General features: G+C 37.6%; 20 protein-coding genes and 2 tRNA genes. 18 read left to right on the forward strand and 4 right to left on the reverse strand.

Going from position 1 to position 20,259, the window contains the following annotated elements; translation table 11 throughout:
• Positions 1-112 precede the first annotated feature (112 nt).
• The 3 genes from KJS37_RS04345 to KJS37_RS04355 all read left to right on the forward strand — a co-directional run bounded on the left by KJS37_RS04345 (position 113) and on the right by KJS37_RS04355 (position 3,694).
• Complete coding sequence (locus KJS37_RS04345) at positions 113-1,138, forward strand: AI-2E family transporter (RefSeq protein WP_017369236.1); 1,026 nt, start codon at positions 113-115, stop codon at positions 1,136-1,138.
• Between the two features lie 181 nt (positions 1,139-1,319).
• Positions 1,320-2,630: a ribosome biogenesis GTPase Der gene (gene der, locus KJS37_RS04350; RefSeq protein WP_004256153.1), complete on the forward strand. Its 1,311-nt coding sequence runs from the start codon at positions 1,320-1,322 to the stop codon at positions 2,628-2,630.
• 89 nt (positions 2,631-2,719) lie between these two features.
• Positions 2,720-3,694 carry a CHAP domain-containing protein gene (locus KJS37_RS04355; protein WP_213496040.1) on the forward strand — a complete coding sequence of 325 codons (975 nt, stop codon included), beginning with the start codon at positions 2,720-2,722 and terminating at the stop codon, positions 3,692-3,694.
• Positions 3,695-3,720: 26 nt separating this feature from the next.
• Here the strand turns inward: KJS37_RS04355 and KJS37_RS04360 are convergent, their stop codons facing one another.
• Positions 3,721-4,419, reverse strand: a complete 699-nt coding sequence (locus KJS37_RS04360) for an LrgB family protein (protein WP_017369234.1) — start codon at positions 4,417-4,419, stop codon at positions 3,721-3,723.
• Entirely contained in the window at positions 4,419-4,814 is a 396-nt protein-coding gene (locus KJS37_RS04365) for a CidA/LrgA family protein (RefSeq protein ID WP_017369233.1), read from the reverse strand. The genes KJS37_RS04360 and KJS37_RS04365 overlap by 1 nt, the downstream gene beginning before the upstream one ends.
• 229 nt (positions 4,815-5,043) lie before the next feature.
• On the opposite strand from KJS37_RS04365, the gene rimP reads away from it, so the two are divergent.
• The 12 genes from rimP (at position 5,044) to KJS37_RS04425 (ending at position 16,378) form a co-directional block, all read left to right on the forward strand.
• Entirely contained in the window at positions 5,044-5,520 is a 477-nt protein-coding gene (gene rimP, locus KJS37_RS04370) for a ribosome maturation factor RimP (protein ID WP_017369232.1), read from the forward strand.
• Between the two features lie 91 nt (positions 5,521-5,611).
• Positions 5,612-6,739 carry a transcription termination factor NusA gene (gene nusA, locus KJS37_RS04375; RefSeq protein WP_004256172.1) on the forward strand — a complete coding sequence of 376 codons (1,128 nt, stop codon included), beginning with the start codon at positions 5,612-5,614 and terminating at the stop codon, positions 6,737-6,739.
• A gap of 4 nt (positions 6,740-6,743) precedes the next feature.
• Entirely contained in the window at positions 6,744-7,070 is a 327-nt protein-coding gene (rnpM, locus tag KJS37_RS04380) for an RNase P modulator RnpM (protein WP_017369231.1), read from the forward strand.
• A 1-nt stretch (position 7,071) separates the two neighbouring features.
• Positions 7,072-7,377: a YlxQ-related RNA-binding protein gene (locus KJS37_RS04385; protein WP_017369230.1), complete on the forward strand. Its 306-nt coding sequence runs from the start codon at positions 7,072-7,074 to the stop codon at positions 7,375-7,377.
• An 18-nt stretch (positions 7,378-7,395) separates the two neighbouring features.
• A complete protein-coding gene (gene infB / locus KJS37_RS04390; protein WP_213496041.1) occupies positions 7,396-10,119 on the forward strand; it encodes a translation initiation factor IF-2 in 2,724 nt (907 codons plus the stop codon).
• 43 nt (positions 10,120-10,162) lie between these two features.
• The gene (gene rbfA, locus KJS37_RS04395; protein WP_003135548.1) at positions 10,163-10,519 is read left to right on the forward strand and encodes a 30S ribosome-binding factor RbfA; all 357 of its coding nucleotides are present in this window, start codon (positions 10,163-10,165) and stop codon (positions 10,517-10,519) included.
• 170 nt (positions 10,520-10,689) lie between these two features.
• Positions 10,690-11,625 carry a cation diffusion facilitator family transporter gene (locus KJS37_RS04400; RefSeq protein ID WP_165713421.1) on the forward strand — a complete coding sequence of 312 codons (936 nt, stop codon included), beginning with the start codon at positions 10,690-10,692 and terminating at the stop codon, positions 11,623-11,625.
• A 69-nt stretch (positions 11,626-11,694) separates the two neighbouring features.
• On the forward strand, positions 11,695-11,868 hold the full coding sequence (locus tag KJS37_RS04405; RefSeq protein WP_157780110.1) for a hypothetical protein: 174 nt from the start codon (positions 11,695-11,697) through the stop codon (positions 11,866-11,868).
• Between the two features lie 163 nt (positions 11,869-12,031).
• Positions 12,032-12,988: a mannose-6-phosphate isomerase, class I gene (manA, locus tag KJS37_RS04410; protein ID WP_213496042.1), complete on the forward strand. Its 957-nt coding sequence runs from the start codon at positions 12,032-12,034 to the stop codon at positions 12,986-12,988.
• A 275-nt stretch (positions 12,989-13,263) separates the two neighbouring features.
• Positions 13,264-13,893 carry a hypothetical protein gene (locus tag KJS37_RS04415; protein WP_244851341.1) on the forward strand — a complete coding sequence of 210 codons (630 nt, stop codon included), beginning with the start codon at positions 13,264-13,266 and terminating at the stop codon, positions 13,891-13,893.
• Between the two features lie 408 nt (positions 13,894-14,301).
• On the forward strand, positions 14,302-16,065 hold the full coding sequence (locus KJS37_RS04420; RefSeq protein WP_017369223.1) for an oleate hydratase: 1,764 nt from the start codon (positions 14,302-14,304) through the stop codon (positions 16,063-16,065).
• A 225-nt stretch (positions 16,066-16,290) separates the two neighbouring features.
• Positions 16,291-16,378 (forward strand) — tRNA-Ser (locus tag KJS37_RS04425).
• A gap of 65 nt (positions 16,379-16,443) precedes the next feature.
• Here KJS37_RS04425 and KJS37_RS04430 read toward each other — a convergent pair.
• Both KJS37_RS04430 and KJS37_RS04435 read right to left on the reverse strand, forming a co-directional pair.
• Positions 16,444-16,516: transfer RNA gene (locus KJS37_RS04430), tRNA-Arg, on the reverse strand.
• Between the two features lie 33 nt (positions 16,517-16,549).
• Positions 16,550-17,542, reverse strand: coding sequence for a Gfo/Idh/MocA family protein (locus KJS37_RS04435; protein WP_026063792.1), 993 nt, complete (start codon positions 17,540-17,542; stop codon positions 16,550-16,552).
• 248 nt (positions 17,543-17,790) lie between these two features.
• Between KJS37_RS04435 and udk the strand changes: the two genes are divergently transcribed.
• The 3 genes from udk to KJS37_RS04450 all read left to right on the forward strand — a co-directional run bounded on the left by udk (position 17,791) and on the right by KJS37_RS04450 (position 20,166).
• A complete protein-coding gene (gene udk / locus KJS37_RS04440; protein ID WP_003135541.1) occupies positions 17,791-18,414 on the forward strand; it encodes a uridine kinase in 624 nt (207 codons plus the stop codon).
• 161 nt (positions 18,415-18,575) lie between these two features.
• Positions 18,576-19,556 (forward strand): phosphate acetyltransferase, encoded by a 981-nt coding sequence (gene pta, locus KJS37_RS04445; RefSeq protein WP_017369221.1) that lies wholly within the window; start codon positions 18,576-18,578, stop codon positions 19,554-19,556.
• Between the two features lie 220 nt (positions 19,557-19,776).
• Positions 19,777-20,166: a hypothetical protein gene (locus KJS37_RS04450; RefSeq protein WP_017369220.1), complete on the forward strand. Its 390-nt coding sequence runs from the start codon at positions 19,777-19,779 to the stop codon at positions 20,164-20,166.
• The last annotated feature ends 93 nt before the right edge of the window (positions 20,167-20,259 follow it).

Here is a 20,259-nt window from a genome sequence, read left to right on the forward strand (position 1 = left end):
AAAGATACATCTTAAGATGTATCTTTTTGCATGCTAAACATGGTATAATTTAGAAGCTTGAAAATGTGAAAATACAATTTTTTAATCTATAAAAATTGAAGGATGGGAATTAATGGAATACTACCAAAATTTTATAAAAAATGAAAAACTTAGAAGATGGGTCGTTTTGGCGTTTCTCATTGCTGTACTCTATTTTGTAAGAAGCATTCTCCCGCTGATGCTCTTGACCTTCGTCTTTAGCTACCTTGCTTATCGCTTTGTCAGCTTTATTGAGCGAAAAATTAAACTTCCAGGCAAAATCAGTGGTTTTATCCTATACGGTGTTATTCTTTTTTTAATCTACCTAGGCATTACGGAATATATTCCCGTATTGGTCAACCAGCTCACGCACCTCATTAATGCAGTAAGTAAGTTTTACCAGAACAACAGCAATGGCGAGAGTGCGTTGATGGATTCCATATATAATCTTTTCAAAGAATACAACTTGGCAGATAAACTGCAAAGCAGTTTGGGGACCTTGGTTGATTATGTAACCAGTTTTGGGAAAGGGTTACTTATTGTTGTTTTCGCCTTCTTAATGAGTTTCTTCTTCACTATTGATCGTAAAGAAACTAATAAATTTTCGGCTCTTTTCTTGGATAGTGACTTTGCTTGGTTCTTTGAAGACATCTATTATCTGGCAAGCAAATTCTTTACAGGATTTGGTGTTGTTTTGGAAACACAGTTTATCATTGCTCTCGTTAATACCGCTTTGACCCTTATTGCATTAAGCTTTATGGGGTTCCCAGAGTTATTGAGTTTAGGCGTAATGATTTTCTTATTAAGTCTCGTTCCAGTAGCTGGTGTTCTTGTCTCTTGTATTCCATTATCTATCATCGGTTATTCTATTGGGGGGATTAGAGATGTTATCTTTGTGTTACTTATGGTTGCTTTAATCCATGCTCTGGAGTCTTATGTACTCAACCCACATTTGATGGCCCATAAGACAAAACTGCCTATGTTTTACACCTTCGTGATTCTTTTCTTAGGAGAACATTTCTTCGGTGTATGGGGACTTATCGTGGGAATTCCAATCTTTAACTTCGCTCTAGATCTTCTCGGTGTGAAGGAAATTCCCTTTAAAAAACTTAAAAAATAAGAAAAGTGAGGCAGAATTTCTACCTCACTTTTAAACTGAAAAGACGGAGCTATAAAAATAGCTATTAAAATGTTATAATTACAATGCATACTTTTTCTCTTTTATATAAAAAGAAGAAGATGATGAATAAGAGAAGTGAACTTATTACTGATATTACTGATAAGAAAAGGATAAAAAATAAATGACACTACCTACAGTAGCCATTGTCGGCCGACCAAATGTCGGAAAATCGACGATTTTTAACCGTATTGCTGGAGAACGTATCTCAATTGTTGAAGATATTCCTGGAGTAACACGTGACCGTATTTATGCCACAGGTGAATGGTTGAACAAAAAATTCTCGCTTATTGATACCGGAGGGATTGAACTTTCGGATGAGCCCTTCATGACACAGATCCGTGCCCAAGCAGAGATTGCGATGGAAGAAGCGGATGTCATTGTTGCTGTTGTTGATGGAGAAACAGGGATCACCGATGCTGATGAACATGTAGCACAAATCCTCTACCGTACAGATAAACCAGTTATCCTCGTTGTCAATAAAGTAGATAACCCTGAGCGCCGAATGGAGATCTTCGACTTCTATTCACTTGGTCTGGGAGAACCTTATCCTGTATCCGCTGTACATGGCTTAGGGACAGGGGACGTTCTTGATGCAATTATTGAAAACCTGCCAACAGAAACAGAAGAAGAAAACCCAGATGTTATCAAATTTAGTTTAATTGGTCGTCCAAACGTTGGTAAATCAAGTTTGATTAACGCTATTCTTGGAGAAGATAGGGTCATTGCTAGCCCTGTTGCGGGCACAACGCGTGATGCTATTGATACAAGCTTTACGGACGCAGAAGGCCAAGAATTCCTCATGATTGATACAGCAGGGATGCGTAAATCAGGGAAAATCTATGAAAATACAGAAAAATATTCTGTGATGCGCGCTATGCGTGCTATTGATCGGAGCGACATTGTGCTTATGGTCATCAATGCAGAAGAGGGAATTCGTGAATACGATATGCGTATTGCTGGCTTTGCGCATGATGCAGGTAAAGGGATTCTTCTCGTCGTGAACAAGTGGGATACACTTGAAAAAGATAATTACACGATGAAAAAATTCGAAGACGATATTCGTTGGAAGTTTAAATTCCTTGATTATGCACCGATTGTCTATGTTTCAGCTAAAACGGGTCAACGTCTCCATAAACTTCCAGATATGATTAAAGAAATTCACCATTCACAAAATCTTCGTATTTCAAGTTCTGTCTTGAATGATGTTATTATGGATGCAGTAGCAATTAATCCAACACCGACAGATAAAGGAAAACGTTTGAAGATTTTCTATGCAACACAAGTTGCTGTTAAACCACCAACATTTGTGGTCTTCGTTAATGAAGAAGAACTGATGCATTTCTCTTATATGCGCTTCTTAGAAAATCAAATCCGTAAAGCCTTTGTCTTTGAAGGTACACCCATTCATTTAATAGCACGTAAACGTAAATAATAAATCATGAACTAGATACAGTTTTTATTATAAAACAAAAATATTATAAGAATAGAAATAAGACGTTCGATTTAGTAAAAGGAAAAAGCATGAAAAAAAGAAAATTTATTATTGTCGTTCTTACAATTTTTGGTATGGCAGGTGCCTTTTCGGCTAGTGCTGCCTCAGCTGCAGAAGTCAGTGTCTATCGCCTTTATAATAAAGTTTCAAAAGAGCATCTATATACTGCAAGTCAGTATGAGTACAATACTCTTCCCACGTTATCATCTGATTGGATCAGGGAGGGTGTAAATTTTAAACAGTATAATACTTCAGAAAATGGATCTCTAGCTATTAATCGTGTTTACAATCCGCAATCTGGTGAGCATATTTATACAAAAGATAATTATGAAGTTAAAGTATTAACAAGTCAAAAAGGTTGGAGATCAGAAGGCGTTGCCTTCTATGCACCACGTACAGGGTTAAAACCAGTGTACCGCTTGTTTAATGCAGCAGCTGGTTTAGGTGCCCATTTTGTGACTGCAGATGGATATGAAAAAAATGTTTTGAGTTCAATTGGCTGGAAATACGAGGGAATAGCTTGGTATCAAGCAGAGAATTCAGAAGGAGCAGGTTCTGGTAGCGGGAATTCAGGAGGCTCTGCAAATAATGCGGATTCGAGTGCAACTGTTCCTGCAGGTTATACAGCAATTCAACCTGTTGCAAATTTAAGTACATATCCTAAAAATGGGTATTACCCTTGGGGGCAATGTACTTGGTATACTTATTACAGGGCAAAACAAGTAGGGATAAATTTCAGCCCGTATATGGGCAATGGTGGAGATTGGCAAAATGCTAGTGGCTATCAAGTGACAACTAAACCGACAGTGGGTTCTGCGCTAAGTTTTAGTCCAGGACAAGCAGGGGCGGATAAAACGTATGGTCACGTTGCATTTGTGGAACAAGTTCGAGGTGATGGCTCTATTCTCATTTCAGAATCAAATGTTATGGGGTTAGGAAAACTAAGCTATCGTACGCTCACAAAAGCGGAAGCAAGCAAATTTCATTATGTTATTGGAAAATAAAAAAGAATCGGAAATCCGATTCTTTTTTAATAACCAAGAATAATATGAGCCACTAAAGGTGCAAAAATAACATACATAATCCCAGTTACACCAATAGCTAAAGCACCCATCGCACCTTGAACTTTTCCTAGTTCAATAGCAGTTCCTGTACCAACGGCATGTCCAGTGCCGCCGAGTACCACACCTTGGGCCACAGGGTCTTTAATTTTAAAAAGTTTCATCAGCGGTACGCCTAGAACACTGGTTAGAATTCCTGTAGCAACGACGACAACAACTGTGATCGTTGTAACTCCTTGCATTTTTTCTGTTATTCCAATAGCCATAGCCGTGGTTACAGATTTTGGAAAAAGAGACAAGGAAGCTAACTTAGATAAACCGAAAAATTTTAATAATAAGGCTGTAAGAACCGTATTAATAAGAGCAGCAGCAGCGATACTGATTAAAATAGATCTTGCATGATGCTTCATGAGCTGGAAGGTTTTATACAAAGGAATACCTAAGGCAACAGTTGAAGGACCAATTAAGTCGTTTAATATTGCGCCCCCTTTGTAATAATTCTCATAGGGAATTTTAGTTACCACTAAAATTAGAATAATAACTAGAGTCGCAAAAAGTAATGGATTTGTCCATGGCTTACGTATATTTTCATTAATACGTACACCAACAATGAATATTAAAATAGTAAGTGTTAAACCAAACAAAGGGCTAGAAGTAATAGCATCCATCAGTGTACCTCTCTTTTATTTTCTAATAATTCAGGCTCGAGGTAATCTCCTTCATATTTGACTTTGATAAATTGAACCAAATGGCCTAGAACAAAGACATTCACGATAAGTGCAAGAAGAACAATCAGGGCTATTTGCCACCAAAAATTAGAAATTAAAGACCATTTGGCCATGATACCTACACCCGCAGGCAAGAATAAAATTGTCATGTTATTGATTAAAAAACTCCCTACTTCATCCACATCAGTGAATTTTAAAACTTTAAATTGCAAAGCAAGGAATAAAAAAATCATTCCTAAAATACTTCCGGGAACGGGAAGATGCAAACTGTTTGACAGCGTATCTCCCACGAAAGAAAAACCAAAAATAATAAGTAATTGAAAATAAATTTTCATAATCATCTCCTATAAATTACACTCTTTTTATCATAGCCCTTTAATGTTATATTTTCAAGAATTTTCAAAGAAATTGTTGGGTGCGTTTGAAATTGCTAGGTGATTATCCTGTGTAAGTATGCCTCTTGACAAAGATTAAAAATATGCTATAATAGTCTTAAATAAAAACTACTAGAAAGGAGCGTTCGTGAGGACGCTCCTTCTGTGTTGTTTTCTGAAAGGAGAAGAGATGTCAGAAACACTTGTAAAAACAGTAGAAGAATTCATCTTGCCTCATCTACCAGAAGAGTTTGAATTGATTGACGTTGAGTGGGAAAAACTTGGCGGAGATATGGTTCTACGACTCTTGGTGGATAAGGCAGATGGCATTACGATTCAAGATACAGCAGATTTAAGTGAAATTCTTTCACCTTTGCTAGACACGATTTCGCCAGATCCATTTCCAACGGAAGGTTATATGCTTGAAGTTGCAAGCCCTGGTGCAGAGCGTCCGCTTAAAAAAGCTGAACACTTCCAAGGTGCCATTGGTGAGTATATTCTTGTAAAACTTTATCAAAAAATTGAAGGCGAAAAAGAATTTGTTGGAGATTTGGTGAAGTTTGAGGACAACACTTTAACTGTAGAATATATGGATAAAGCCCGTAAGAAAACAGTTGAAATTCCAGCAGATAAGATTTCAAAAGCAACAACTTTAGTGAAGTTGTAAAAAAATCTAAATGCTCAGAGAGTAAAACTCTCCAAAGAAAAATAAAATTAAAATATTTTCCAAAAAACTCAAGAAAGAGGAAAAAAACAAAATGAGCAAGGAAATGCTTAACGCCTTTACAATGCTAGAAGAAGAAAAAGGCATTAAACAAGAGATTGTTATCGAAGCTATTGAGCAAGCAATCACAGCAGCTTACAAACGCCAATATGGTCAAGCACAAAATGTGAAAGTTATTTTCGATGAGAAAAAAGGAAACTTCAATGTTTATTCAACACGTGAAATTGTTGATGAAGTCTTTGACAGTCGTCTTGAAATCTCACTTGAAGATGCTCAAGAATTAAACCCGCATTACGAAATTGGCGATAAAATCATGTTTGAAGAAAAACCAAAAGATTTTGCACGTACAGCAGCGGGAGCAGCGAAACAAGTTATCATGCAAAAAATGCGTGAAGAAGAACGCACAATCATTTACAATGAATACAGCCGTTATAAAGATGAAATCATCATGGGAACAGTTGAAAAAGTTGATGCGCGTGCAGTTTACGTTAACTTGGGCCGTGTGGATGCACTTTTAACAGCTAAAGATCGTATTAGTCAAGAAAATTATCACGTTGGCGACAAAGTGAAAGTTTATGTAACTGACGTTCTTTTAACACCAAAAGGTACACGTGTCTTTATCAGCCGTACAGCACCAGATATGCTTAAACGTATGTTTGAAAAAGAAATCCCTGAAGTTTACGATGGAACAGTAGAAATCAAATCTGTTGCCCGTGATGCAGGAGATCGTGCGAAAGTTATTGTCGAAAGTCATGATGAAAATGTAGACGCTATTGGTACAATGGTTGGTGCAAAAGGAGCCCGTATCCAAGGTATTATCCGTGAACTTGCGGGTGAAAAGATGGATATTATCGAATATAATGCGGATAAAGCAACACTGATTGCCAACGCACTTAAGCCAGCGCGTATCGAGCAAGTAGCTATCCGTGAAGATGGCTCTGCGATTGCAGTTGTTGCCCAAGATCAATTGTCCTTGGCTATTGGTAAACGCGGACAAAATGTACGTCTTGCTGCACACGTTACAAACTGTAAAATTGATATTAAGTCCGAAGAAGATTTCCAAAAGGAAATGGCTGAGCTTGATGCACTTGTTGAAGAAGTAGATGAAATTGTAGAAGAAGTTGCTGAAACTGTTTCAGAAGAAGCAACAACTGAAGAATAGGCCTATGAAACAAAAAAAGACTCCCATGAGAAAGTCGGTAGTTTCTGGTGAGCAAATCGCTAAACGTGATCTGCTGCGTATTGCTTTTAACAAAGAGGGACAAATCTCCATTGACCCTACAGGTAAGGCACATGGTCGAGGGGCTTATATTGCCTTATCGAATGAAGAAGCACAGCTCGCTAAGAAGAGACATGTCTTTGATCGTACGTTCAGTACAAAAATCTCAGACGAATTTTATGACGAACTAATCAGTTATGTTGAACACCAAGTTGCACGCCGAGAATTAGCAGAAGCTACCTATTCGGCAGACTTGGCACCGGACTACGACTAATATGGATAATACAAAAAAAGTGTTGAATTTACTGGGTCTTGCCAAAAGGGCAGGAAAAGTCATCACAGGAGAAGAACTTGTGGTTAAAGCCATTCAAAATGGCAAAGCCAGTTTAGTTTTTGTTGCCCATGATGCGTCAGAGAATTTGAACAAAAAAATTACCGATAAATCGAGTTACTATGAGGTAAGCGTCTTACAAACGTTCTCAGTAAATGAACTTTCAGTAGCAATTGGTGCTAACCGAAAAGTGTTGGCCATTGCTGATGATGGATTTGCAAAGAAAATGGAGAGCCTTATGACTAACTAAAAAATAAGGAGGACAACATTGTCTGATAAAAAACGAATTAATCAAATCGCAAAAGAAACTGGATTGAAAAATGCTGATCTTGTATCAGCAGCACAAGAATTGGGTTTGGCTGTTAAAGCTCACTCAAGTTCAGTCACAGATGCTGAAGCAGAAAAAATCATTGCACGTGTAAAATCAGAAACTAGTGCACCCGCAACTGAAAAAACAGTTGCTCCAGCAAAAACTACTGAGCCCAAAGCGAAAACATCAAAGAAAAAAGATGAAGCGCCACGTACATTTGCAGGAAAAGCAGTTGTCGAAGATCCTGCAATCTTGGCACGTATTAAAGCTAAGGAAGAAGCCGAAAAAGCCGCAAAAGTTGAAGCCGAAGTAAAAGCAGAGCCCAAAGCGGAAGAAGTTAAAACAGTAAAACAAGAAAAAACAGCGCCAAAAGTAGAGAAAAAATCAGAAGCTCCAGCTCCAGCAGCGAAAAAGCAAGAAGAAAAAACTACAGAGCCAGTGAAAGAAGAACCTAAAAAAGCATTGGATAAAAAACCAAGGATTCAAATCAAAGTCGTAAAACGAGCAGAAGATATTAAAAAAGAAGCAGCGAAAAAAGATGCTGCTCGTCAAGAACGTCGTCAAAATGATCGCCGTAGCAACGACAATCGTCGTGGCGGACAAGGCCGCAATCAAAATGACAACCGTCGCAATAATGACAACCAAAATCGTGGTGGTAATAAGTTTGAGAACAAACCATCAACAGAAGTATTCGCAGCACCTGCTACTTCTGGTAAAAACAATAACCGCCGTGATCGTGACCGTAAGAAAAGTGAACACGACAAAACTTCAGACGGTCGTCGTCCAGGCGGACCATTGCGTGTCAATGATAACCGTAATCAAGTACGTAATGCCCGTAATTCAAACTGGAATCAAAAAGGTCGCCGTGGCGGTAAAAACCAACAATCTGCTGCACCAGTATCTACACGTAAATTCCATGAATTACCAGAATCAGTAGAGTATGCTGAAGGAATGAACGTTCAAGATATCGCAAAAGCAATCAAACGTGAACCAGCTGAAATTATCAAAAAACTCTTCATGATGGGAACGATGGTTAACCAAAACCAATCGCTTGATGAAGATACTTTGGAATTAATCCTTATGGATTATGGCATTACGCCAGTTAAAAAAGTTGAAGAAGACCAATCAGATATCGAACGTCTTTTCGTCGAAGAAGGTTATCTTAACGAAGAAAACATGGTAGAACGTCCAGCTGTTGTAACAATCATGGGTCACGTTGACCATGGTAAAACAACCTTGCTTGACCGTTTCCGTGAATCTCGTGTTACTGAAGGCGAAGCTGGTGGTATCACACAACATATCGGGGCTTATCAAATCAAAACTGGAGATAAGAAAATTACTTTCTTGGACACACCAGGACACGAAGCCTTCACAAGTATGCGTGCTCGTGGAGCCTCAGTAACTGATATTACAATCTTGGTTGTTGCAGCAGATGATGGTGTTATGCCACAAACGATTGAAGCAATTAATCACTCAAAAGCTGCGGGTGTACCGATTATCGTTGCCATTAACAAAATCGATAAACCAGGTGCAAACCCACAACGTGTGATTCAAGAATTAGCTGAACACGGTGTTATGTCACAAGCTTGGGGCGGCGAATCTGAATTTGTTGAAATCTCAGCTAAATTCAATCAAAATCTTGATGCCCTTTTGGAAACTGTTTTGCTTGTTGCTGAAATGCAAGAACTTAAAGCAGACCCAACTGTCCGTGCTATTGGTACAGTCGTTGAAGCACGTCTTGACCAAGGACGTGGTGCTATTGCAACACTCTTGGTTCAACAAGGTACACTTCACGTTCAAGACCCGATCGTTGTTGGTAACACATACGGGCGTGTACGTACGATGACAAATGACTTAGGCCGTCGTATCAAGGAAGCTTTGCCATCAACGCCAGTCGAATTGACAGGTCTCTCTGATGTTCCTCAAGCGGGTGATCACTTCGCTGTCTTTGAAGATGAAAAATCTGCACGTGCGGCTGGTGAAGAACGTGCCAAACGTGCCCAATTGATTAAACGTCAAAGCACACGTCGTGTAAGTCTTGACAACCTCTTTGATACACTTAAAGAAGGTCAAGTTAAAACAGTTAACATCATCATCAAGGCTGATGTACAAGGTACAGCTGAAGCGATGGCTGCTTCCTTACAAAAAATTGATGTTGAAGGTGTAAAAGTTGATATCGTTCACGCGGCCGTTGGTGCAATCAGTGAATCAGATGTTTCATTAGCAGCAGCTTCAAATGCGATTATCATCGGTTTCAATGTTCGTCCAACTGGACTTGCACGTGAGCAAGCAGAACATGAAGATGTAGATATTCGTCTTCACAGCATCATCTATAAAGTTATCGAAGAAATCGAAACAGCGATGCGCGGTATGCTGGATCCAGAATACAAAGAAGAAATTATCGGTGAAGCGATTGTCCGTGAAACATTCAACGTTTCTAAAGTCGGTACAATTGCCGGATTTATGGTTATTCGTGGTAAAGTTCAACGTGATGCCAGCGTTCGAGTTATTCGTGACGGTGTAGTTATCCATGATGGAGCTATTGCTAGCTTGAAACATTACAAAGATGATGTTAAAGAAGTCGGTAATGCACAAGAAGGTGGTTTGATGGTAGAAAACTACAACGACATTCTTGTTGACGATACATTTGAAGTTTATAAAATGGTTGAAATCAAGCGTTAAAATACAAAATGCTTGAGAAAAAAAATAAAAAAGGAGAATGAGTATGGGCACTTCCTTCCGTAGTGATCGTGTGGCTGTCGAAATCCAACGTGAAATTAATGATATTTTACGTCATAAAATTCGCGACCCGCGCGTTCAAGATGTGAATATTACAGATGTTCAAGTGACAGGCGATTTGAGTCAAGCAACGGTGTATTACAGCTTGCTGTCTAATCTTGCCAGTGACAATGAAAAAGCCAAAAAAGGTCTGGAAAAAGCTACAGGTCTTGTTAAACGTGAGTTAGCACAACGTATGACAATGTACCGTATCCCGGATTTGAAGTTTGCCAAAGATGAATCTGTTGAATATGGTTCAAAAATCGACGAACTTCTCCGTAATCTGGATAAACCAGAATATTAATAAAAAAATAAGCCTCAATTGTGAGTGCTTATTTTTTTATAGAGAAACCTGCAAAAATGAAGGGACTATGCTATAATACTCATGGCAAAGCACACAAAGATATGCTTAAAGGCGGGGTTAGGTTATTGTGTTAAGATCAAAATATAAAGTTTAGTAAGGAAAAAAATATTATGGCAGAAAAAGAACATACTGGCGGCATGGGTTCTGTTATTGCAGCCCTTGGTGCCAATGTACTAGTGGCAATAAGTAAGTTTGTAGGCTATGCCTTAAGTGGTAGTGCGGCAATGCTCAATGAAAGCATACACAGTTTAGTTGACTGTGGAAATCAAGTTTTACTGCTTTTTGGTGATAAGCGGGCCAAAAGAGCACAAAGCCAAGTGCATCCTTTTGGAGAAGCGCGGGCAAAATACTTTTTTAGCATGCTGGTCGCTACTTTCCTTTTCTTTGGCGGTGGTGTTATTGGTGTAATGGAGGCTTATGACAAGCTGGTCCACCCTGCTCATGAGGTCAATAACCCTTTAATTCTGATCGCTATCTTACTCTTTGGCATGATCATTGAGGGCAGTTCACTTCGCGTTGCTTTTAAAGAAATTAAGGAGCTCAACACTGAAAAATTACCCTTGTTTAGATTCTTACATGAGAGCAGGCACAGTGAGATTTTAGTTATCTTTGCGGAGGATTTCTGTGCCATTATTGGTTTAATTTTAGCACTTGGAGGAACAGTACTCACTTTCTTTACTGGAAATCCCATGTATGATGCTCTATCAGGGATTTTGATTGGTTTATTGCTTATGGCAGCAGCTGTCTTTTTGGTGCGAGAGTTCTACAGTTTAATCGTCGGTGAAAGTGTTACTGCTTCAGATTTAGAAAAGATTACACGTAGTTTTGTTCGTGAAACAGTTAAGCAGTTGATTGATATTAAGACAATTCACATCGGTCCAACTGAGATTCTAATTGCTGCCAAGATTGATATTCCTGCTGAGTATGAAGCACACAGCTATGAGATTATTAATGCAATTGAAAAAGATATTCGAAAAGCACTACCGGATAAAAAGTCTTATATCTACATTGAAGTTGACGAATTTGATAATAATTATCAGCATTGATGCAAACAATTCTCAAGAAATTGGAGACTAACGATTGCGTTTTTATAATTTATCTGATATATTATGTTTATGAAACAACACTGGATGGACAAAATTGCAGATAAATTATACATTGATGGAGTTCATCCTTTGATTATCCTGATGGTGTGGGAAATCGCCTTGCTTGGAATTTTGGTTGTGATTATTTCTTTATTTGTCGCAGAAATTCCGAATGCTTTATCTCATATAAATTTTAAGTACTGAATAAGAAGACAAGCAATTGTTCGAAAGAAAAATCGATATACAATAAAAGAGAGAATCCTTAGAGGGAGCTCTTTTATTTTATAAAAACATTGCTTCTATAGGCAAAACAAATAGTTTTTGTGCTATAATGAACGAAGTATTATTAAACAAATGAGGAGAAACAATGTCAATAGAACCATTATTTTTAGATTCTGTATTGCAAGAGAAAATCTGGGGTGGCGATCATCTCAAATCTTTTGGCTATGAATTACCATCTGATAAAATCGGTGAATACTGGGCGATTTCAGCTCATCCACATGGTGTCTCAACAATCAAAAATGGACAGTTTGCTGGACAAAAGTTAGACAAGGTATTTGATCAACACCGTGAGCTTTTCGGCAACACGAAAGAAGAAGTCTTCCCTCTCTTGACAAAAATCTTGGATGCCAATGACTGGCTTTCAGTGCAAGTTCATCCTAATGATGAATACGGTATGAAACATGAAGGCGAGCTTGGTAAAACAGAATGTTGGTATATCATTTCAGCAGAAGAAGGTTCTGAGATTATTTATGGACATAATGCAAAATCACGTGAAGAACTTGCAGAAATGATTAATTCTGGAGACTGGGATCACTTACTACGTAAAGTGAAAGTCAAAGCGGGTGATTTCTTCCATGTACCTGCAGGAACTATGCATGCAATTGGTGCGGGCATCGTTATTCTAGAAACGCAACAATCAAGCGACACAACTTACCGTGTATATGATTTCGACCGTAAGGATGACCAAGGCAATCTTCGTGAATTACATATACAACAGTCAATTGATGTACTTCATATTCCTGGGGATCAAACACCAGAAAACAAAGTCCAAGTCGTTAAAGAAGAAAATGCAGACTTAACAACTTTAGTAAAATCAGAGTTCTTTGACGTCTATAAATGGTCAATCCACGGAATACAAGACTTTGAAGCTAAAGCAGACTATATGCTCGTGTCTATTCTTGAAGGAGAAGGACAACTTACGGTGGCTGATAAAACGTATGCATTATCAAAAGGTGACCACTTCATCCTCCCAACAGGGGTTGAGCAATGGCAACTTTCAGGTAATATGGAAATTATTGCTAGCAATCCAGTAGCACATTAAGTATAAAAAAAGCTCCTCCTTAGGGTGCTTTTTTATTTTAAAATGTATGAGTTTGGTCTTCAAATAAAGCGAGCCAAAAATGGCTCATTAAATTAATAGAATAGTATATAAAATTCAGTTTGGTTTAAGATGAGCTTGTTAACCTTTTATTAATCAAATAAAAAGGCCTTTGATGGAAGGAGAGTAAAACTTTAAAAAGGCAACTGCAAATAAAGTGTGCTGGATGAAGTGCTTCAGCGTTAGATCAAGAAAAGGAAAATTTTATGGAGAAGAAATTGAAAAAAGTTATAATTATGAGTATCTCAGGTTTAACTTTATTATCGGCATCAATTCCATCAGTCGTTGATATGGTTCAAGCGAGTAATGTGAATGTAGTGCAAGAACCAGATTCAAAAGCGTTTGATGTTCGTAATGAAACCGTACAGCTTGATATTACAGAAAAGACCAAAACTAACTTTGAGTTGTCTGATAAAGACCAAAAGATAGCAGATGCTATTACAGATTTTTACGCACTTGATGAGGAGGGGAAGATTAAATTTAATGCAACGGTCAAGAATTTAACAGACCTCGGAATTTCAGAAAAAGATGCGAAGCTGATGATTGAAGATGCAGAGGCGATACAAGATGTCCCTATGCGGTTACGTGGGTTTGTTGGTTTACATATCAATTTAGGCCCTAAGATTCGAGCGATGAATGCTTGGGCAGCAGGATTGTATGCAGGAGGGCGAGTTGGATTTGCATTAAAAGTTTTTGCAACTAACCCACATACAGCAGGGGTTGTTGCTATTATTTCGGGCAGTGTTGTAGGATCTGTCCGATGGGCAGTACAAAATAGAGTACGTCGTATAAGCGTTGGAGTTCACCTTCCACGAGTATCTCTTTCTCGAACAGTATCACTTCCATAGAGCTTATGAATAAAAATACAGAGCGTGCTTATTATGTCCTTATATTTGCGGTGAATTTCTCTGTCTTACTTTTATTTTCTGAACGGATGCCCCTCAGAGAGTTTGTTCTTCTCTTCTTTGCTTCTATTCTCATATATGCTTTGGCAATCTATCATGGTAAAAAGAGGCAAAAACATAGAGCATTGCATCGTGCAAAAAAGAAGAAGATAAAGAAAAGTTTTTAGGAAAATGGTCATATAGGGAGCGGAATGAAACAAGAGATATCAAGAAAAGAAGCTGGTTTTTGGTTGAGCTTCTTTTTTATTCAAAAAATATAGACTTGTCCAAAAGAGCCAGAAGAAATTTGAAATCGCTATCTTTTAAGAATATAATCAAATTATAAGAACAATTAGAAAAGAGGGATTGAATATGCGTTATACAAACGGAAATTATGAAGCTTTTGTTCGACCAAGAAAACCACAAGAGGCTGACAAAAAGTCTGCCTATATTGTCGGGGCAGGTCTTGCAGGACTAGCTGCGGCTGTCTTTCTGATCAGAGATGGCCAAGTCCCAGGGAATCGTATCCATATCTTAGAAGAACTTTCTCTTTCAGGTGGTTCTTTAGACGGTTCCTTTATTCCCCATGATGGTTTTGTGATTCGTGGGGGACGCGAAATGGAAAACCATTTTGAGTGTCTTTGGGATCTTTTTCATTCTATTCCAAGTCTGGAAGTAGAAAATGCTTCAGTTTTAGATGAATTTTACTATTTAGATAAGGATGATCCTAATTCTTCTAATTGTCGCATTATTGCGAATCGTGGTGAACGTGTTGCTGATGATGGACAATTTACCTTAAGTCGACAAGCCCAAGATGAAATTGTGAAACTTTTCATGGCACAGGAAGAAAGTTTGGTAGGCAAAAAAATTGAAGATGTGTTCAGTGAAGAATTTTTTGAGTCAAACTTTTGGCTTTACTGGTGCTCAATGTTTGCTTTTGAAAAATGGCACTCAGCGATTGAAATGCGACGCTATATTATGCGATTTATACATCATATCAAGGGACTACCAGACTTCACAGCACTAAAATTTACAAAATATAATCAATATGAATCTTTAGTAAAACCATTGCTTGCCTTTTTGAAAGACCATGGTGTAATCTTCCAATATGAAGCACAAGTTGAAAATATTGAAGTAGATTTTTCGAACAACAAAAAAGTAGCTAAGAAGATTATATTTGCAGATGGAAAAGTACAAGACTTGACGGAAGATGACCTTGTTTTCGTGACGAATGGTTCAATTACTGAAAGTTCAACACAAGGAAGTCCAACAGAAGCAGCGCCAATTACAAAAGATTTAGGTGGCTCTTGGAAACTTTGGAAAAATCTGGCTGCACAGTCTCCAGAATTTGGGAAACCCGAAGTCTTTTATGACAACTTGCCTGATGAAAGTTGGTTTGTATCGGCGACCGTTACTTGGAAGAATCTCAAAATACAACCTTATTTTGAAAAATTAACGCATCGTGAGTTACGTTCAGGTAAAGTTGTGACAGGCGGAATTATCACTATTAAGGATTCAAACTGGCTGATGAGTTTCACTACCCATCGTCAACCTCATTTTAAGGAACAAAAAGATGGTGAAACTGTGACATGGGTTTATGGTCTCTTGTCTAATACACCAGGGAACTATATTAAAAAACCAATTGAGAAATGTACAGGTGAGGAAATAACACAAGAGCTCCTTTATCATTTGGGTATGCCTGAAGCAGAAATAGAGGAATTTGTTAAAGAAAATACTAATACCATTCCAGTTTATATGCCATTTATTACCTCTTACTTTATGTTACGTGAGCCAGGGGATCGTCCTCAAGTGATTCCGGAAAATTCTGTGAATCTGGCCTTTATTGGGAATTTTGCTGAGACAGAGAGAGATACAGTCTTCACAACCGAGTATTCGGTGCGTACCGCGATGGAAGCTGTCTATCAATTTCTAAATGTAGAGCGTGGTGTGCCTGAAGTTTTTGCTTCGGCTTACGACTTGCGTACACTAGCTCGCTCGGTTTATTATCTTTCAGACAAAAAGAAATTGATGGAAATGGATTTGCCTCTTTTGAAAAAAGAATCTTTGAAGTTTGGTTTGAAGAAGATAAAAGGTACCTATCTTGAAGATATACTTAAAGATGCAGGACTACTTTAAAAAAAGTAACAGTGTATTTCTGTTTCAGTTTATTTTGACTTGAGCTCCTTTTAAGGAGTAAACAGTATAATACATTTATTCCAATAAAATTTTTTCATAAAACTCCTACTCTTCCATGTCATGTGGAAGAGTTTTTTAATTGTTGTTATAACAAACTACACATAAATTGGCATTTATGGCAGAGGATATGGTATAATATATTTTGAAAATTGATAATTATCATTTGGAGAATTACTCAAGAGGCTGAAGAGGTACGCTTGGAAAGTGTATAGGTGGGTAAAACCGCGCATGGGTTCGAATCCCATATTCTCCTTTATAGGTTTTATACCTCAATGGAATAAGTATAAAGAAAAAGCTTCCTTAAGGAAGCTTTTTTAATGATCCCTGCCAGGTTCGAACTGGCGATTCAGACTTAGGAGGTCCGGGTTATATCCAATTTAACTAAGGGATCAGAAGACTCCGATAAGGAGTCAATGATTAAATCTTATTTTTTATCAGCTTCAAAGACGATTCCTGCACTTTGGCGCATCATATAACTTGTTTCGGAAACATCTTGTGCCAACTGGTGCAAGTCTTTGTAGAGAGAACGAGCAGCAGGAGTTGAAATGGTTTCAATGATTTCAGCAAAGTGAAGAGCCTCATCAAAGAGAGAATGTTTTGGAGCTGTAACCTTGATGACTTCTTTACTTCCATCAAAACGAATGAATTTTGCAGAGGTTATAGCATTGACCCCATCTAAAATCAAGGTACCTTGATCAGTGTAGATTTCACTCGAGAGGTAGCTTGTGAGATTACCCGCACATTTAATTGCAACTTTGAAATCACCATAATTTAAGCTTCCGATACCAGAGATATCTACACCACTTGGGAGAACAACAGCATCGTAGCAAGCAGATTGAGGTTTATCAAACCAATAAACAGCTGCATAGAGAAGATAAACACCTAAATCTGCGAGGAGTCCACCAGAAAATTTACTGTTGAATTTATTAGGAAGTTTTCCTGCCAGTAGTGCAGGCATTTTCGAAGAATATTTTGAATAGGTAAAATCAGCACCCACAACTTTTTTATCTGCTAAGAATAAGTTGATGGTTTCAAAAGCTTGTTCGTGGATGTTTCGAGCAGCCTCAAAAAAGAGAACATTGTTTTCATCCGCTAACTTGATAATTTCAGCTAATTCATGTGGATTTGAAAATGCTGGTTTTTCAACGATAATATTGTGACCTGCTAAAATAGCAGCCTTCGCTTGTTCAAAATGAATAGCATTTGGACTGGCAATATAGATGATATCCAAATCATGTTTGAAAAAATCATCTAAATTATCGTAAAGTTCAATATCGTCAAAGTCTTCTGTGAAAGATACTGCACTCTCAAGATTACGTGAGTAGACAGCCTCAAGACTATATTTTTTTGTGAGATGGGCAGCTTCGACAAAAGATCCACTAATCCATCCTGTACCGATAATTCCAAGTTTAAGCATCATACACCCCTTTTCCTATCAAAAATTTATTAAAACCATTATAGCAAATTTTTCGGTAAAACTCATTTAAAACTTATGTATAATCTTTAAAAAATATCCCGTTGAATTTTTAAAATATAAAAAAAGATTGCTTATAAATAATTTTCAGAGCTGAAGCTGGTTGAGATTTGTGATAAAATAGGTAGAATAACATAATATCCATGAGCAATTGAAGTTTTAGTGGATACATAAAATATGGAGAAGTAATTTTGAAAAAACCATTGATTATCGGTGTAACAGGTGGCTCAGCAAGTGGGAAAACCAGCGTGTCTCAAGCTATTTTATCTATGTTTAAAGATGAAAATATCGCTATGATTGAACATGACAGTTACTATAAAGATCAATCACAGCTGACATTTGAAGAACGTACAAAAACAAACTACGACCATCCATTGGCTTTTGATACAGACTATCTGATTGCTCAACTAAAAGAGCTACAAAATGGTCGGGCTGTTGATATTCCGACCTATGATTATGCCAATCATACACGGAGTGAAAAAACTTACCGTCAAGAACCTGTAGATGTCTTGATTGTAGAAGGAATCTTGGTTTTAGAAAATGAAAAGCTACGAAACCTGATGGATATCAAGGTGTTCGTAGATACTGACGATGATGTACGTATTTTACGTCGTATCCGTCGTGATATTGAAGAACGTGGCCGTACTTTAGATTCTGTTATTACACAATATATGGATGCTGTAAAACCGATGTATCATCAATTCATTGAACCAACAAAACGATATGCGGATGTCATTATTCCAGAAGGCGTTTCAAACACAGTTGGTGTTGATATCTTAACCACAAAAATCGCCAGTATCTTACATGGAGAGTAAGAAGCAATCGAAAGATTGCTTCTTTTTATGAGGAAAAGAAGAATGCACAGAAGAAACCCTTCTATCCATAATTTCAAAAAAACGTTTACATAAGTGGGCATTTTTTGTGACATTGTGATATAATCATTATTGAAATTCTAAAAATAGTAAAAGGAAGTATTATGGAACTCTTTGAATCGCTCAAACAAAAAATTTCTGGCAAAGGCCTACAAATCGTTTTTCCCGAAGGAACAGATGCACGTGTATTAGGTGCAGCTAACCGTCTTTACGCTGATAAATTGATTACACCAGTATTTATTGGTAATATCTCTGAAGTAACAGGTACATTAATTTCTCGTGGGATTAATCCAGACGGTTTCCAAATCTATGATCCATTGAACTGTGAACGTTTTGAAAAGATGGTCGAAATTTTTGTTGAACGTCGTAAAGGTAAAGTAACAGAAGAACAAGCACGCGAAATCTTGAAAGACTCAAACTATTTTGGAACAATGCTTGTACATATGGGTATAGCTGATGGTATGGTTTCAGGTGCAGTTCACTCAACTGCTGATACTGTACGACCTGCCTTGCAAATCATTAAAACAAAACCAGGCGTGAAATCAGTATCAGGCGCATTTATCATGGTTCGTGGTCGTGATGATAATGAAAAATATATCTTTGCGGATTGTGCGATTAACATCGATCCAGATGCAAATACTTTAGCAGATATCGCCGTAGCTTCAGCGGAAACGGCAAAACTTTTTGATATCGATCCAAAAGTTGCAATGTTATCTTTCTCAACTAAGGGTTCAGGTAAATCGGATGATGTGACTAAAGTTGTTGAAGCAACGGCTTTAGTCAAAGAAGAGCATCCAGAACTTGATATTGATGGGGAACTTCAATTTGATGCAGCATTCTCTCCAGCAGTTGCCCGTCAAAAATCACCAGACAGCACAGTGGCAGGACGTTCAAATGTATTTATCTTCCCAGATATTCAATCTGGTAATATTGGCTACAAAATTGCCCAACGTTTAGGAAACTTTGAAGCAATCGGCCCAATCTTACAAGGCTTGAACGCCCCAATCTCTGACCTTTCTCGTGGCAGTAACGAAGAAGATGTTTATAAACTTGCTATTATTACAGCTGCCCAAGCACTTAAATAATATATGAGTTTAAAAAAATCATGACAAAATGTTGTGGTTTTTTATTATCATTGATTTATTTTAGTATGTTAGGCTCATGCATCTAAAGATTATAATGATGAACGGAAAGCATGTAGGACTTTGATGAGCGCTTTATTTAACTTTTAGAATATTTGTCCTACTTTAGTGTTAATTTAAGTTTATAATTATAAAATACAGTCATCAAAACAACGGAGAAAAGATGAAACGAGCGAAAATTTGTGCCTTGATCGGGAGTATTTTTACAACTCTCATTGCTGTATTAATGATGTTTGCCTTTATTCGATTCATAATTAACTGGGAAGAAAAAGATTTAGAAATGACTCTGACCATTGCAGGGCATAGTGGCCTTTTTCTATTGAAACTTTTTGCTTTAGTGGTTGTCATTGTCATGTCAATTATGATTGTAAATTGGGTCTCCTTTATTCGTATGGATCGACCAACGGGGGGGATATGGCAACTTTATCAGTTAGTTATTGGAAGTTTCTATATTCTAATTTCAATGCTAAATTTGTATGTGATGGTAGTGGCTCTGCCCTTAGGCCTTTGTTTCGTTCTGGCCTTTATATTAGCACGTATGGATAGCGTTTAAGAGAGTTTGCTTAAGCAAGCTCTTTTCTTTGTAGCCTACACCAAAAAGACTCAAAAATTTGGTATAATAACTAAGTTAATAATAAAATCTAGG

The sequence above is a fragment of the Lactococcus formosensis genome (assembly GCF_018403745.1).
In the GTDB taxonomy this organism is placed as follows: Bacteria; Bacillota; Bacilli; order Lactobacillales; family Streptococcaceae; genus Lactococcus; species Lactococcus formosensis.

Bases quoted from the DNA above. Each gene is read 5' to 3' on its own strand.
- nusA (WP_004256172.1), top strand. From the start codon at position 5,612: ATGAGCAAGGAAATGCTTAACGCCTTTACAATGCTAGAAGAAGAAAAA.
- KJS37_RS04385 (WP_017369230.1), top strand. From the start codon at position 7,072: ATGGATAATACAAAAAAAGTGTTGAATTTACTGGGTCTTGCCAAAAGG.
- KJS37_RS04400 (WP_165713421.1), top strand. From the start codon at position 10,690: ATGGCAGAAAAAGAACATACTGGCGGCATGGGTTCTGTTATTGCAGCC.
- KJS37_RS04355 (WP_213496040.1), top strand. From the start codon at position 2,720: ATGAAAAAAAGAAAATTTATTATTGTCGTTCTTACAATTTTTGGTATG.
- KJS37_RS04405 (WP_157780110.1), top strand. From the start codon at position 11,695: ATGAAACAACACTGGATGGACAAAATTGCAGATAAATTATACATTGAT.
- KJS37_RS04420 (WP_017369223.1), top strand. From the start codon at position 14,302: ATGCGTTATACAAACGGAAATTATGAAGCTTTTGTTCGACCAAGAAAA.
- KJS37_RS04450 (WP_017369220.1), top strand. From the start codon at position 19,777: ATGAAACGAGCGAAAATTTGTGCCTTGATCGGGAGTATTTTTACAACT.
- KJS37_RS04365 (WP_017369233.1), bottom strand. From the start codon at position 4,814: ATGAAAATTTATTTTCAATTACTTATTATTTTTGGTTTTTCTTTCGTG.
- KJS37_RS04435 (WP_026063792.1), bottom strand. From the start codon at position 17,542: ATGCTTAAACTTGGAATTATCGGTACAGGATGGATTAGTGGATCTTTT.
- der (WP_004256153.1), top strand. From the start codon at position 1,320: ATGACACTACCTACAGTAGCCATTGTCGGCCGACCAAATGTCGGAAAA.
- KJS37_RS04345 (WP_017369236.1), top strand. From the start codon at position 113: ATGGAATACTACCAAAATTTTATAAAAAATGAAAAACTTAGAAGATGG.
- rbfA (WP_003135548.1), top strand. From the start codon at position 10,163: ATGGGCACTTCCTTCCGTAGTGATCGTGTGGCTGTCGAAATCCAACGT.
- manA (WP_213496042.1), top strand. From the start codon at position 12,032: ATGTCAATAGAACCATTATTTTTAGATTCTGTATTGCAAGAGAAAATC.
- rimP (WP_017369232.1), top strand. From the start codon at position 5,044: ATGTCAGAAACACTTGTAAAAACAGTAGAAGAATTCATCTTGCCTCAT.
- pta (WP_017369221.1), top strand. From the start codon at position 18,576: ATGGAACTCTTTGAATCGCTCAAACAAAAAATTTCTGGCAAAGGCCTA.
- rnpM (WP_017369231.1), top strand. From the start codon at position 6,744: ATGAAACAAAAAAAGACTCCCATGAGAAAGTCGGTAGTTTCTGGTGAG.
- KJS37_RS04360 (WP_017369234.1), bottom strand. From the start codon at position 4,419: ATGGATGCTATTACTTCTAGCCCTTTGTTTGGTTTAACACTTACTATT.